The organism is Natronorubrum sulfidifaciens JCM 14089 (assembly GCF_000337735.1).
Taxonomy (GTDB): domain Archaea; phylum Halobacteriota; class Halobacteria; order Halobacteriales; family Natrialbaceae; genus Natronorubrum; species Natronorubrum sulfidifaciens.
Map to the genome: position 1 here is coordinate 205,090 of NZ_AOHX01000026.1, position 13,509 is coordinate 218,598.

Sequence of the window (13,509 nt, forward strand, 5' to 3'; positions counted from 1 at the left end):
CACCTGACACACCACTCGCCGCACGCGGCACCTGACACACCACTCGCCGCACGCGGCACCTGACACACCACCTGCCGTACGCGGCACACCGAATCACGATCGATCGACGGCTCGGTCTTGCCGTCCTCATTTTTCATCGACAGCGCTCGAGAGTCACAACAACCGTCTCCAGAGCTGGGGTGTCTGACAGACGGTTTGCTGCAAGACCAATTGCGTCTCGTCTTTGTGGCCGGCGAGACGCCTGTTTACAGCCGTATACAGACACAAAAGCAACGTTTCGCCTCGAGGGCACGAGCGAACGTCCTCGGAGGACACCGGAAGACTGCGCTCAAATGGGACTCAGACGAGCGACTCAAGCAGCGAACACTTCCGACAGATATCGCGGGTCGTCGTCGAACCACACTCGACACAGTCCTGTAAGTCAGCGCCGTCGTCGCCGCTGAACTCGTCGGACAGGATGCCGGCGAGTTCTTCGTAGCCCGAGAGAATAGAGTGGCGCGTTCCGGGATGGTTCTCCTCGAGTCCGTAGAGGAGTTGCTGGATCTCACCGCGGTAGGCCTCACTCGAGTGGGGACACTCGGTGATGTGGGCGGGGAGGTCGTTGAGGTGTGCGTAGAGTGCGACTTCCTTTTCGGGGACGTCTCGGAGTGGTTTCGCCCGCGGGACGAACTCGTCCTGTTCATCGCGTTCGGAGAGCGGTCCGAGGCTGGCGTCGAAGTGTTTCGCCATCTGTTCGACGTCGCCCTCGAGGAAGTTCATCAGCGCTGACTGGGCCTCGTCATCCAGGTTGTGGCCGGTCAACAGGAGATCGGCCTCGAGTTCGTCGGCATATTTCGAAAGGAGGTCACGTCGAAAGACCCCACAGTAGGCACAGGCGGCCATGTTTTCGGGGTCGTCCTCGACGACCTCGTCCATCCGAACGCCGAACTCCTCCTCGTAGCTGACGACTTCGTGGCGGATCTCGAGGTCGTCGGTGAGGTCGAGACAGGCCTCGAGGCTCTTGTCTCGGTAGCCTTCGATACCCTCGTGGATCGTCAGGCCGACGAGTTCGATACGAGGGTCGTCCGAAAAGGTGTCGTGGAGGATCTGTGTGAGGACAACGCTGTCTTTGCCCCCGGAGAGGCCGATCACCCACGTCTGTGGGGTTTCGGGCGTCGCGTCGTGTGGGACGAGATCGTCCCGGCGCACGCGGCGGCGCACCCGTTTTTCGACCGACTCACGAAAGTGGTCCGCACAGAGATGCGCCCCGGAGTAGGCGGCGTGCATCACTGCCTCCTCGGGACACCGATTACAGTCCATCGGCGTCAGGTAACCAACGAACGCGTATGTCCGTTTCGTCTCCCCGTCGGCTCCGTTCGGCTCGGATCAGACTGTCGGACAGACGTCAGTGAGACGTCGGTCGCGAAGTCGCGGCCGTCATCGGGAGTGACGGTCGCAGTCGCGCGACCGATCGTCAAAGAGTGTTGTCCGACAGTATCAAGGGCAGAGCTGGATGCCTATCGCTTGGCCACCGACGACCTCGTGTCAGGCTGGCACCGGCTCTTTGTCGTCCGTCGCATCGTCTTCCTCGACGGCGTCGGCCCCGTCCTCGAGGGCAGCAAGCAGCGTGTCGATGTGGCGGTCGCGGCTCGCGGAGGAGAACAGCTCGTGACCGCCATCGTAGAGGACGACGTGTTCGGCAGGCACCCGCTCGCCGATCGGAGCCAGACTGACGACGGGGTCGCGAAGCGAACAGAAGACGACCGCGTCGTGGTCGATTGTCAGCAACTCGGCTTGGGCTCGGCGGGTTTCCCGGACGAACGCCGGCGACACCCAACGTGGCATCGTCGCGAGCTGGTGGTCAGTTGCCTTCTCGCCGAGGGCTGTGCGGTCCATTTCACCGATCGGGAGACAGGGAAACGTCGTCGGCAGCTTCGACACCGCCGTCAGTGCCAGTTCGGGGTACACCTCGCTGTACCCCCACCACGGACTCAGGTAGACGTGGTTGTCCGCGCCGTCTAACGCTTGGCCGATGAGTGCGCCCGCGCTGTGGCCGAGCAACTGGTACTCCTCGAGGTCGACGACGTATTCGGCGATTGGCTCGAGCCAGTCGGCTTTGAAGTCGTCGATGTTCGTGGGGAGTTCAAACGCATGCACACGGTAGCCGGCATCAGTGAGCTTCCCGATGAGCCAACTGACGTTCTCGTGGGTCCAGCGGTTGCCCCAGCCCATGACGAACACGAGCTCGTCGTCGCCGTCTTCGTTGAAGATCCGGTGTCTCATACGGGTTTGTTCGCCGGGAACGGATAAAAAAGGTGCTCTCCTGACACGAACTCACCGTGGTCATTACGTCGTCCGCCATCGGCGGAAAAACGGCAAGAATCGGGTCACGCGTTCACAAATAGCTTTCCGAGCGGCCACTCGAGTCGAACCCATGTTCGACGCTCTCAGAGCACGGCTCTACCGGCTGGGGTTCAATCTGTTTCCGGCCTACCGCGGGACTGGCGGCCGCGTGACGTACGTCGCACCCGACTGGCAGGAAGTCCACATCAAGCTACCGCTGTCGTGGCGGACGCGCAACTACGTTGGCACCGTCTTCGGCGGCAGCATCTACGGGGCTGTCGACCCGTTTTATATGATGATGCTGCTGAAAACGCTCGGTGACGAGTACGTCGTCTGGGACAAGGAAGCCGAGATTCGATTCAAAAAGCCCGGGCGAGAGACGCTGTACGCGAACTTTCGACTCGCCGACGAAGAGCTCGAGGCGATCCGAGCCGAACTCGAAACAGAAGGGGCGGAGTCGATCGACCGCCATTACACCGTCAACCTCGTCGATGCCAAGGGAACGGTCCACGCAACCGTTCGGAAAACGGTCTACATCGCGAACGACCGAGGCACGTAGACGGGCCGACCGCGGCGGTGAGCACGGTCCGAAGAAACCGTTTTGCGACTCGAGGCCCCACACCCGCCAATGAGTGGCTTTGATCGCCGTGACGCAGTCGATCGGCTCGAGGAGTTGGTCGACACCGTCGAGAGTGAACGAATGCCCGTCCCGGTGCGGGAGATTTGGGCGTTCGGCGATGTCGCACTCGGTGTCGATCCCGTCGACCGACTCGATATCTACCTGACCAAAGACATCCTCGTGAGAGACGACAGCGAGCCCACTCACAGAGGGACCGACGCAAGCGAAGCGTACGACGTCAAGGGTGTCGGACAATCCGTTCGCGTAGACTGGGCCGCCAACTACCCCCACTACCTTCGGGCGAACGCCAACGGGCATGCCGCACCCGAAAAATGTCTCGCGGCCCACTTGCTCGGCGACGACGAACCGATCCATCTCGAAGTCTGTAACGCCTCGTTCGAGGACAACGTCACCCAGCGGCTTCGTGGCGCGACACTGCGTGAGGACTACACGCAGTTGCTCGATCCGCGTGGCGTCTGTCTCTGGGCCGACGGCACCCGAAGCGAGGAGGCGTTCCGAAAACTCCGCGAGAGTGAGTTGGCGCTGCCGACGCTGTCGGCTGCCCTCGAGATGCTCGGCCTCGAGAGCGAGGCGGCCAAAACAGCAGCACAGGAACTCCACGCATGGCGCGAACAACAGGAGGGAGTGACGGTCCGCGGCGATGTCGTCTAACGCGGGTGCGCCTGCTCGAGCGAGGGGTTTTGCAGCGCCGTCACCGTCGAGTGGATGTCTTCGAGACAGTCCGTGAACGCGGTCCGATCGAGACGAATCCGGTCGGTGCTGGGCTCATACTCGAGCAGCCCTGCATCGTCCAACATCGGTAGATGTACGTGACGAAGCTCCAGCTCGAGCGCCTGCGACTCAGCATCGGTCTCGGCCGACGACGCGGGCCGAGGACCGACGTTGGTGGCGAGTTCCGTGAACGAGACACTGTCCGTTCGTGTCTGCAGTACGTACTGAAAGATAGATTGGCGGCAAGGGTCGCTCAGGAGATCGAACGAGATCGCTGTGCAGGTGTTATCCGACGCCCCCACCACGTTCCTGTCGGTCATTATCCGACTAGTGACCGTGCCATCGGATAGAAATAATGCGGAAATATTCACGTCCTTTATGATCAATCAGGCAGAATAGGGAGACAGGCCCCATCCAGCGGGGGCGAGAATACAGACCGTTTCAGATGCTACTCAGTACGTTCTGGATCGACTACCCGATCCTTCGCGATACGTTGTCGGCTGTACCGGACGTGACGGTCACGTGGGAGCAGTCGGATCTCACCGAGGACGGCGACCATCGAATGCTCGTCTGGGTCGAAGGCGAGTCGGATGACGCGTTCGACGCGGCCCTCGAGGACGATCCGACCGTCAAACCGCCCACGCGGGTCGTCGAGTTCGACGACCGGCGGCTCTATCACCTCGAGTTGACACCCGACGGCCGAGAGAAGAGTGTGTACCCGATACTGATCGAGGATGGGAGTCTCCTGCGAACCGTTACGGCGACACACGAGGGGTGGCACTTTCGTGCCGTGTTTCCCACCGAGGGCGCACTCGAGCGGTTTCACCGCTTTTTCGTCGAGAACGACGTCAGCCTCGAGTTACAGCGACTCTACGAGGAACGTACTGGCGGCGGCGACAGCCAGTTCGGGCTGACCGACCAACAGCGCGAGACGCTCATCGCCGCCGTCGACGCCGGCTATCTCGACATTCCGCGCTCGTGTTCGCTCGCCGAACTCGGCGAGCAGTTCGATATCTCGCCGAACGCGACCTCCGAGCGCTTCCGTCGGGGAGTCAAAACCCTCACCGAGAACACGGTGTACCCGAGCACTCACTCAGAGTAAGGACTCATCGACGCGACCGCAGTGGTGCTCGAGTGCGATGACAACGGATTTTGCGCTCCCAACGAGTGTCCTCGTATGAGCGTCTCATCGGTTCTACAGCAGCTCCGTTCGCCCCGTGTCGCGATGGGTGCCAATCTCGCGCTCGTGATGACGGGGTCAGTGCTTGCCCTGTTCGGCGTGGTCGACTTACTCACCGGCATCGTAATCGTCGTGCTCGGATTCGCAGGTATTGTCATCTCGCTGCTGGGCCAGCAAGACAGTCAAGAACACGAGTGAGCCGGGTGTCGGACAGCGCTGTCAGACAACTCGGCCAGCAGTGACGAAAAACGGCACGGCTTCCTCGCGGCGGTACTCCCGTGTTTCCATCTGGGCGATGACGTCCCGTCCCATCTGTCGCCACGAACCACGGAGGTCGTCGTACGCCGCCTCAGTTAGTGGGCCAGCGAGCATCGTTTCGCGGTCGTCGGCCAATCCCGCCCCAGTTGCCTTGCGCCGGGCCGCAAGCAGCGCCCCCTCGCTGTAGGGCGGTTCGACAGTCCTGACGTGGTCGTACCGGCGTGTCTCACAGCCCTCGAGGCCGGCCGCCTCGAACGCCTCGCGAGCATCAGCCCCGAGGGCGACATCCGTCGGGACGCCCTCGAGATAGGCCTGTCGCGCCCGTCGTTCGAGCTGTCTCTCGGCGTCGACGCTCGAGTCGATCTCGACGGCAGCGTTGTCGGGTTCGATGGCGGCGACGCGGTCGCTCGAGACGCGGGCGAACTCTCTGAGGGCGGCCACCGGATCGGGGAGATTGATCAACAGCGCCTGACAGACCACGAGGTCGAACGTATCGTCGGGAAACGGGAGTTGAAGCGCGTCGCCGGCGACGACCGGGACGTGGTCGCGGGCCGCCGCGAGCAGGTCCGGATCGGCGTCACAACCGATCACGTCGGCCGCCGACTCGGCCTCGAGCACACGGCTTAGCTCGCCGGTGCCACAGCCGACGTCGAGGATTCGCTCGCGGGACTCGAGGGCAAGCGGGGCAAGCGCCTCCCGGGAGTCGTCCCACATCCCCTGGCGGGTCCGCTGGAGGTAGTCTTCGGAGAACTCGCGCACGAGAGGTCGTTCGACCGTCTCGAGTAAAAGCGGGTCGATTCCTAGGTCCGGCCCAGCTCTCGACCCACAGCGAAAAGCAGGATGAGACCGATCAGGATCATCGATCCCTGTGCGACCGCGGCGACAGTCGAGTCGACGGCCCCGCCGGTCAACAGCGCGATCACGTCGGAAATCCCACGGGCAGAGCCGACGACGCCAAGCAGGGCGAGCACGCCGATCCCGATGACAGCAAGGCGGCGTCGCTCAGTCTGGCGACCCACGACGCCGAGGCCAGCGATGATGACGCCGAAAACGGCCGGGATGAGTGCAGTAATACTCGCAAAGTCCGAGACCACGTAGGCGGCGATGCCGACGACGACGAGGACCGCGCCGAGGACGATCCCGAGCGTGGACGTCGTTTCAGCTGTGTCCATACGCGTATTCATCGGCGAGTTGTCCTATAGCTTCCCGTTAGGACAGTCGAAAAAAGACGGTCGCGCCGAGCGAAGGCTACTCGCGCAGTTCCCGCACTTTCTGGATGTTCCACGCGAAGCCGCGGCCGTCTTCAGTCGGCGTCTCGAGTGCGAACGGCAGTTCGCGCAGGTCGGGGTGGTTTACGATCGCTTGCATGCCGTCCTCGCCGATGTAGCCCTCGCCGACGTGGGCGTGTTCGTCTTTGTGCGTGCCGACGTCGTGTTTCGAGTCGTTGAGGTGGAGATATTTCAGGTACTCGAGGCCGACCTCGTCGTCGAAGCGGCCGACCGTTTCGTCGACGGCTTCGGGGGTCGTGAGGTCGTTGCCGGCGACCAGCGTGTGGGCGGTGTCGATACAGATGCCGATGTCGGTCTCGGTGCGATCGATGATCCCCGCGAGGTGGGCGAACTCGCCGCCGAGTTTCGTCCCGCTACCCGCGTCGGACTCGATTAGAATCTCGACCCCGTCAGGGACCTCGAGTTCGTCGATCAGACTCGCCGCGTTGTCGAGGCCGCCCTCGACGCCAGCGCCCGTGTGCGCACCGAGGTGGACGTTGACGTAGGGCACGCCGAGCTTCTCGGCAGCATCGAGCTCCGCCTGCATGCTTGCTTTGGACTTCCGACGGAGGTCGTCTTTGGGCGTACAGAGGTTGACCAGATACGAGGAGTGAATCACCCACGGCCCCTCGAGGGTTTCGTCGGACTCCGCTCGGAAGCCTTCGGCGGCTTCGTCGCTGATCTCGGGTTCAGCCCAGACCTGTGGCGAGGTCGTAAAGATCTGTCCGCAGTTGCCGCCGAACGCGAGTTGGCGATGAACCGCGTTCCGAACGTCGTCGTACGGCGGTGTTTCGTCGTCAGAGGAGACGCGCGAGCCGGAGATCGAAACGTGTGCGCCGATCTTCATAGCGTCTCGTCAGTACCGATCCCTGATAGGGATACCGGAGCGACTCGAGGAAGACAAGCGTCGCCACTGACAGTCATGGTCGATGTGAGACCGAACACTGATCAGAGCGTCGTGACTGTGGAGCGTAGTTGTCTGGAAAATGTCGTCATACAAAGTCGCCGTCAGGCGACGGAGATGCCGATATTACTCGCGGGTGACGTTCGTCGCGCGGGGACCCTTGGGGGCCTGTTCGATGTCGAATTCGATGTCTGTGCCTTCCTCGAGGTCCGGACCGCCAACGTCTTCCATGTGGAAGAAAACGTCATCGTCCGCGTCGTCCGTCGAAATGAAACCGTAGCCGCCTGTGTCGTTGAAGAAATCAACGTTACCTTTCGCCATTACAAACAAATGTACAGCCGATACACGGATAAGACTTGCGAGGGTCGCGGTACCACGACCACGTTCCTGTGGATTAGTCCCACACGTCGTGGCGAAAGGCCACGAGAGACGGTTACAGCCGCAATTAGAGCCATCGTCAAATAATCTGGACAATCGTGAGTTGTGTACGCATACCAGTTCAACGGCGGAACAAAACCCGTTTAGCCGGGCCGTTCTAGGGATGGACAATGAGTACGAGTTACCGGATCGGACTCGTCGGCAAACCCTCTGTCGGCAAGTCCTCCTTTTTCAACGCAGCAACGATGAACGACGTACCCGAGGGGGCCTATCCGTTCACGACGATCGACCCCAGCGTGGGCGAGGCCTACGTTCGCGTCGACTGTGCGGCCCCGGAGTTCGACGAGGAGTGTACCCCAAACGTGGGCTACTGTGACCACGGCACCCGCTTTGTGCCGACGAAACTCGTCGACGTCGCCGGATTGATTCCCGGCGCTCACGAGGGCAACGGACTCGGCAACCAGTTCCTCTCGGATCTGAACGAGACCGACGTGCTCGTCCACGTCGTCGACTTCTCCGGCGAGACGGACTCGGAGGGCGAACCCACCGAGGGCCACGACCCCCGCGACGACATCGCCTTCTTAGAGGAGGAACTGGACCAGTGGTATCTCGGCGTCTTAGAGAAGGGGATCAACCGCTACGAGTCCGGCTACACGACCGAAGACGACGCCATCGAGGAGGAACTCGCTGAGCAGATGAGCGCGTTCAAGACCAACGAAGACGAGATCAAACGCCTCATCCGACGCGTCGACGTCGGCTTCGAGCCCGAGGAGTGGGACGAGGATGACAAACTCGAGTTGGCCCGCGAGATCCGCAAGGAGACCAAGCCGATGGTCATCGCGGCGAACAAGATGGACACCCCTCAAGCACAAGAAAACTACGAGGAGATCACATCCGATCCCGACTACGAGCATCTGACGATCGTTCCCTGCAGCGCTCACGCCGAGAAGGCGCTCAAGTCGGCTGATCAGGCCGGCGTCGTCGACTACCGACCCGGCGACGACGACTTCGAAATCGTCGGCGACATCTCGGGCGAGCAAGAACAGGGTCTCGAGCAGATTCGCGATTTCCTCACCGAGTACGGCGCGACGGGCGTGCAGGCGGCCCTCGAGTCCGCGCTCTTTGACGTCCTCGAGGTCACGCCGGTGTTCCCCGGCGGCGCGAACGGACTGGGCAACGAACGCGGCGAGGTGTTGCCCGACTGTTATCTGATTCCGCCGAACTCGACCGCGGAGGACTTCGCCTACAGTCTCCACTCCGACATCGGCGACGGTTTCCTCCACGCGATCGACTGTCGGTCGAACCGCCAGCTGGGCAAAGACTACGAAGTCGAGCCCCGCGACGTGATCGAAGTCATCACGACGAACTGACCGGCGACACGCAGCGTCGGACCGACACCTACTGTCGCCAGACAAGCCGATTCGCAAGATCGTCAAGTCGACTCGAGAGCCCCTCGAGCCAGGCGCTCGGCGAGAGGGTTCGAAGCTGCTTTTCGTCGACTTCGATCCGCGCGTCGCCGTACGGATCGCGGGCAGCCCGTTCGTCGGCGTCTCGATCGCTGTTGGCGACGTCGACGGCGACCGACATTGAACAGCGACCACACGCCTCACGTTCCTTTGGCATGTGTGTTCGTCTCAGTGTACGGACTCCCACTGCTTAACTGCTGGCACAGCCGACCGCGACCGCAGTGGCGACGGACTTTTACTCGCGACGTGGCATCACCACACATGGACGACGACGAGTCCGCCACGGAGTCACGCGAGATGGCGGCTGACCGGCGGATGGACGAGCGCCTCGAGGGTGTTCCCGACTGGGACGACGAGTACGTCGACCGGGTGAGCGACCGGCTCCTGCACAACTACGACCTCGAGAAAGACTACAGCCTCGAGGGCGAGCAGTTCACACTGTATGGCAAGATGGAACTAATCAGCAAAAAGCAGTTCCTCCATCCATCGCTCTCGATCGCCGAACACGAGTCGACCGAACACCTGTTCGTCAGGCGGGTCGACCGCGTCGACGACCGGACGCTCGATCGGTTCGTCGATCTCGGCGAGCGGCTGGCCGACGAGTGGATCGAGCCGAACGAAGAACACTTCGCGACGGAGTTTACGTTCGTCGCGATCGCGCCCTCGATTCCCGACTCGATCCGCGAGCGCGTTGCGGGATTCGACGGGCGAACGATGCTGAAGTACGGCTTCCACGGCCACTACGAGATCAATCTGGCCGTCGTCGCCCCCGACAGCACGGCCCTCGTCGCGAGCGACAACGCCGACGTGGCGACCGCGTTTCGGCTTTGGGAACCGCTCGACGCAGATGAGTCGGGACTGCTCGAGCGGCTCTCGCGACGGCTCCGGCGATAGGCCGGCACTCCAAGACGGACTCGTTCTCGAGACGAACGTGTCGGCACACGAGCGACAGCAGTCACACACTCGAGTCAAAAAAGTCAAAAGCGCCACAGCAGTCGAACCGCGACTCGTCGTCGTCGCGGTCAGTCGTCCGAGCCGACGTCAGCTGCGACCCCGTCACCAGTGTTTCGGGCTGTCGTCATGTTGTCGTAGCCGATCTTGAACAGCGACAGCGCGAGGTAGATGAGGATCGCGATGATGATGATCTGAGCGACGGCCGAAACCTGCCCGATCAGCCCAGTCTCCGCCTCGGCGGTGATACCGAGCAGCCGACCGCCAAGGATCTGGTAGAGTCCGGTCCAGGTGAGACCGATGACCGTAATAAAGCCCATCAGTGCCATCGGACCGCCGGTCGAGATCAGCTGTTTGGATTCGCTCCAGTTGGCCAGCCAGATGGTGCCGGTCAGCAGCGCCAGCGACGCCAGCAGCTGGTTTGCGCCGCCGAACAGCGTCCAGAGGTCCTCCCACCGACCGCTGCCGAGCAGGAAGAACGCCACGACCGCGATGGCCGTCGTGTTGATGTAGCGGTTTGCTGCGTACGTTTCGACTGGCGTCTCCGGTGTGCCGACGATCTCCTCTAACATGTACCGACCCAGACGGACGGCGGTGTCCATACTCGTCAGCAGGAAACTCGCGAGCACGAGCGCCATGAACGGCGCGGCGTACTCGAACGGAATGCCAAGGGCAGTGAGAATCGCCCCACCACCGGTCGCGAAGTTCGGCAGCGCAAGCCCGATACCGCCGTCGGCAGCCGGGATCGCGACGATCGTCACCGCACAGAGTGCAACGGCCGCCAGCAGCCCCTCCGCGAGCATGCCGCCGTAGCCGATCAGTCGAGCGTCACTTTCTTTGTTCAACTGTTTGGCCGTGGTTCCCGACGAGACCAGCGCGTGGAAGCCGCTGATGGTCCCACACGCGATGGTGAGGAACAACAGCGGAAACAGCGGCATGAGCGGAATCATCTCCGCGAGCGGGCCACCCTGTCCGAGGAAGCCGTACCAGGCCCCCGTCGTGATTTCGAAGGTCAGCGCGTCGCCGGTTTCGGGATGAACGGCGTCGCTTCCCATCCCGGTGATGAACGTGCCGACGATGACCGCGAGCAGGCTCCCACCGACCCCTGCATACAGAAGGAACGACGAGAGGTAATCACGCGGCTGCAACAGCATCCAGACCGGCAGGACGCTGGCGGCAGCACCGTAAACGAGCATCACCAGCACCCACGCACCGATGTTCGCACTGCCGAGCAGTTCCGGGAAGAACGCCGCCGACTCGAGCAAGACGGTCGTTCCCGCGGGGTAGTCGCCGGGGACGATCGCGAGCGGGTACTGAATACCGACCCAGACCGACCCGAACACACCGGCGACGAAGACGACCGTCCCAACCGAGAACGGCAGTCCAAGCTGGTAGAGCCAGATTCCGAAGACGAACGCGAGCGTGACGTATAGCAGACTCGCGGTCGCGGCTTGCGGGTAGGCGTCCAGCACGACCCCGATGACGAGGGCGAACACGGCGACGACGAGGATCGTCAGCAAGAACGCGAACCACAGCAGCATGTTCTTGCCGCGTTCACCCACGTACTCGCCGATGATGTAGCCGATCGACTTCCCCTCGTGTCGAAGGCTGCTCGACAGCGAGATGAAGTCGTGAACCGCGCCCAAAATCGGATTTCCGATCGCGACCCACAACACCGCAGGCACCCAGCCCCAGACCAGTGCGGCCGTAATCGGGCCGACAACGGGTGCACCGCCCGCAATACTCGAGTAGTGATGCCCCAACAGTACCGGCTTCTTCGCCGGCACGTACTCCTGTCCGTCTTGGTACTTGTGTGCTGGCGTCTCCCGACTATCGTCGAGCCCCACGAACTGTGCAAGGTACCGCCCGTACCCCACGTACGCGACGGTAAACGTCGTCAGCACCAGTGCCACGATCCAAATGATACCTGCCATGCTATCGTCTCACTAACCGTGAGTTGAACGGGAGGAACATAAATATAATTCATTGAGTTCTAACAAATCCGTCAGCCTAGAGATAATTCTCCACGAGAGGAGGTATACGTGTATGGATACCGTCATTCAGTGGATAGATATAGCGAGAGCCGGTGGCTGAGTAAAATGACCGACAGAGACCTTCAATTCGCTTGAGATAATTCGGCGTCCACGTCGTCCAGTTCGAGGTCGCGCGCGACGTCTTCGAGAATGCTCCCGCGGACCTCTTCGACGCGCGTTTCGATGGTCGCGACGACCGGAGCGTCGAACGTCTCCTCGATGTGCTCGAGGCGGTCGCGTTCGGTGTCGACGCGGTCACGGAGGTAGGTCGCCCCGCGGCCCTCCTCGTGGGGCTCCGGTTCAGGCGTCAGGCGGTTAACGACGAGCCCGCGAACGGGTAACTCGGCGTCGGACAGCGTCTCGAGCGAGCGCCCTGTCTCCCTGATCGAAAGTTCGTCGGGATTCAAGACGAGATAGAAAGCAGACTGGTCACGCAACACCTCGCCGGCGTACTCGAAGCGTTCCTTGCGCCCTTGTAGGCGCGCGAGAATCGGATCGCCCTCCATCACGCGCCGAGGCTCTTGCTTGCCGATCGCGGCCTTCTCGAAGAGGTCGATGCTGCGCTCTCGTTTGTCCATCAGCCGCTCGATCCAGCGCTCGAGGAGGTCCGGCAGGGCGAGCAACCGGAGCGTCGACCCGGTTGGCGAGGTGTCGAAGACGACCCGGTCGTAGGGATCGGCGTTTCGCATCACGTCGACGAACCGATCGAACAGCGCGGCCTCGTAGGCCCCGGGCGTCTGGTGGGCCATCTCGAGTTGGATGTCGACTTCGTTGACCATCGCCGCGCTCAGTTGGGAGTTCAACTGCCGTCTGAGATCCTGCAGGTGGTCTTGGACCTCCTGTTCGGGATCGATCTCCATCGCCGACAGCCCGTCGTAGCCCTCGACGGACCGTGGCTCGTCGCCGAACGCCTGATCGAAGACGTCGGCCGTACTGTGGGCCGGGTCCGTCGACACGACGAGCGTTTCGAACCCCGAATTGGCACACTCGAGCGCGTAGGCGCTCGAGACGGTCGTTTTTCCGACGCCGCCTTTGCCGCCGAAGAAGGTGAATTTGGACATCGATTAGAAGTGGTACTGGTGGCCCTTGCGCTCGATGACGGACTGGCGGTCCCACATCCGACGCTCCCAAGACTGATACTCGTCTTCGAGATAGGGCAGGAGTTCGGCCGTGTAGTAGGAGACGGGACTCGGAATGCCGAACGCATCGGGGAAACACGCGAGCATGAACGCGTCCTCGGTGTCTTCGGCCTCGGCTTCGATCTTCTCGTAGGCTGGATGGGTGAACATCCCGTGATAGAGCCCACGAAGCCACTCCTCGAGTGTGGCACGGAAGGATTCAATCCGGTCGGCGAGTGTCATCGTCACCCATGCTCTGTCCCGAAGACGGAAGTATGTC

17 protein-coding genes are annotated in these 13,509 nt (G+C 62.2%); 6 read left to right on the forward strand and 11 right to left on the reverse strand.

All coding sequences use genetic code 11. From position 1 onward, the window contains the following. Window positions 1-339: 339 nt before the first annotated feature. Together ncsA and C495_RS04155 are read right to left on the reverse strand one after the other, a co-directional pair. Window positions 340-1,299, reverse strand: coding sequence for a tRNA 2-thiolation protein NcsA (gene ncsA / locus C495_RS04150; RefSeq protein ID WP_008160312.1), 960 nt, complete (start codon window positions 1,297-1,299; stop codon window positions 340-342). A 225-nt stretch (window positions 1,300-1,524) separates the two neighbouring features. Continuing rightward, window positions 1,525-2,262: an alpha/beta fold hydrolase gene (locus C495_RS04155; RefSeq protein ID WP_008160314.1), complete on the reverse strand. Its 738-nt coding sequence runs from the start codon at window positions 2,260-2,262 to the stop codon at window positions 1,525-1,527. Between the two features lie 151 nt (window positions 2,263-2,413). On the opposite strand from C495_RS04155, the gene C495_RS04160 reads away from it, so the two are divergent. Both C495_RS04160 and C495_RS04165 read left to right on the forward strand, forming a co-directional pair. Further along, window positions 2,414-2,881 (forward strand): DUF4442 domain-containing protein, encoded by a 468-nt coding sequence (locus C495_RS04160; RefSeq protein ID WP_008160316.1) that lies wholly within the window; start codon window positions 2,414-2,416, stop codon window positions 2,879-2,881. Window positions 2,882-2,950: 69 nt separating this feature from the next. Next, window positions 2,951-3,613 carry a DUF7095 family protein gene (locus C495_RS04165; protein WP_008160317.1) on the forward strand — a complete coding sequence of 221 codons (663 nt, stop codon included), beginning with the start codon at window positions 2,951-2,953 and terminating at the stop codon, window positions 3,611-3,613. Here C495_RS04165 and C495_RS04170 read toward each other — a convergent pair. Then, entirely contained in the window at window positions 3,610-3,993 is a 384-nt protein-coding gene (locus tag C495_RS04170) for a DUF7344 domain-containing protein (RefSeq protein WP_008160319.1), read from the reverse strand. The genes C495_RS04165 and C495_RS04170 overlap by 4 nt on opposite strands. Before the next feature lie 125 nt (window positions 3,994-4,118). Here C495_RS04170 and C495_RS04175 point away from each other — a divergent pair, with 125 nt between their 5' ends. Together C495_RS04175 and C495_RS04180 are read left to right on the forward strand one after the other, a co-directional pair. Continuing rightward, window positions 4,119-4,775 (forward strand): helix-turn-helix domain-containing protein, encoded by a 657-nt coding sequence (locus tag C495_RS04175; RefSeq protein ID WP_008160321.1) that lies wholly within the window; start codon window positions 4,119-4,121, stop codon window positions 4,773-4,775. 75 nt (window positions 4,776-4,850) lie between these two features. After that, window positions 4,851-5,051, forward strand: a complete 201-nt coding sequence (locus C495_RS04180; RefSeq protein WP_008160322.1) for a hypothetical protein — start codon at window positions 4,851-4,853, stop codon at window positions 5,049-5,051. Between the two features lie 21 nt (window positions 5,052-5,072). Here the strand turns inward: C495_RS04180 and C495_RS04185 are convergent, their stop codons facing one another. The 4 genes from C495_RS04185 to C495_RS04200 all read right to left on the reverse strand — a co-directional run bounded on the left by C495_RS04185 (window position 5,073) and on the right by C495_RS04200 (window position 7,604). Further along, complete coding sequence (locus C495_RS04185; RefSeq protein WP_008160325.1) at window positions 5,073-5,870, reverse strand: class I SAM-dependent methyltransferase; 798 nt, start codon at window positions 5,868-5,870, stop codon at window positions 5,073-5,075. 41 nt (window positions 5,871-5,911) lie between these two features. Continuing rightward, window positions 5,912-6,283, reverse strand: coding sequence for a hypothetical protein (locus C495_RS04190; protein WP_008160326.1), 372 nt, complete (start codon window positions 6,281-6,283; stop codon window positions 5,912-5,914). 76 nt (window positions 6,284-6,359) lie between these two features. Further along, complete coding sequence (locus tag C495_RS04195) at window positions 6,360-7,226, reverse strand: deoxyribonuclease IV (RefSeq protein ID WP_008160328.1); 867 nt, start codon at window positions 7,224-7,226, stop codon at window positions 6,360-6,362. A gap of 183 nt (window positions 7,227-7,409) precedes the next feature. After that, complete coding sequence (locus C495_RS04200) at window positions 7,410-7,604, reverse strand: cold-shock protein (protein WP_008160330.1); 195 nt, start codon at window positions 7,602-7,604, stop codon at window positions 7,410-7,412. Window positions 7,605-7,831: 227 nt separating this feature from the next. Here C495_RS04200 and C495_RS04205 point away from each other — a divergent pair, with 227 nt between their 5' ends. Then, entirely contained in the window at window positions 7,832-9,031 is a 1,200-nt protein-coding gene (locus C495_RS04205; RefSeq protein WP_008160332.1) for a redox-regulated ATPase YchF, read from the forward strand. A 28-nt stretch (window positions 9,032-9,059) separates the two neighbouring features. Here the strand turns inward: C495_RS04205 and C495_RS04210 are convergent, their stop codons facing one another. Further along, a complete protein-coding gene (locus C495_RS04210) occupies window positions 9,060-9,284 on the reverse strand; it encodes a hypothetical protein (protein WP_049890136.1) in 225 nt (74 codons plus the stop codon). 104 nt (window positions 9,285-9,388) lie between these two features. Here C495_RS04210 and C495_RS04215 point away from each other — a divergent pair, with 104 nt between their 5' ends. Further along, window positions 9,389-10,021 carry a hypothetical protein gene (locus C495_RS04215; protein WP_008160336.1) on the forward strand — a complete coding sequence of 211 codons (633 nt, stop codon included), beginning with the start codon at window positions 9,389-9,391 and terminating at the stop codon, window positions 10,019-10,021. Between the two features lie 128 nt (window positions 10,022-10,149). On the opposite strand, the gene C495_RS04220 is transcribed toward C495_RS04215, so the two are convergent. The 3 genes from C495_RS04220 to C495_RS04230 form a co-directional block, all read right to left on the reverse strand. Continuing rightward, complete coding sequence (locus C495_RS04220; protein WP_008160337.1) at window positions 10,150-12,012, reverse strand: carbon starvation CstA family protein; 1,863 nt, start codon at window positions 12,010-12,012, stop codon at window positions 10,150-10,152. A gap of 182 nt (window positions 12,013-12,194) precedes the next feature. Continuing rightward, window positions 12,195-13,172 (reverse strand): ArsA family ATPase, encoded by a 978-nt coding sequence (locus C495_RS04225; protein WP_008160339.1) that lies wholly within the window; start codon window positions 13,170-13,172, stop codon window positions 12,195-12,197. Between the two features lie 3 nt (window positions 13,173-13,175). Then, window positions 13,176-13,472: a hypothetical protein gene (locus tag C495_RS04230; protein WP_006064785.1), complete on the reverse strand. Its 297-nt coding sequence runs from the start codon at window positions 13,470-13,472 to the stop codon at window positions 13,176-13,178. Window positions 13,473-13,509: the final 37 nt, after the last annotated feature.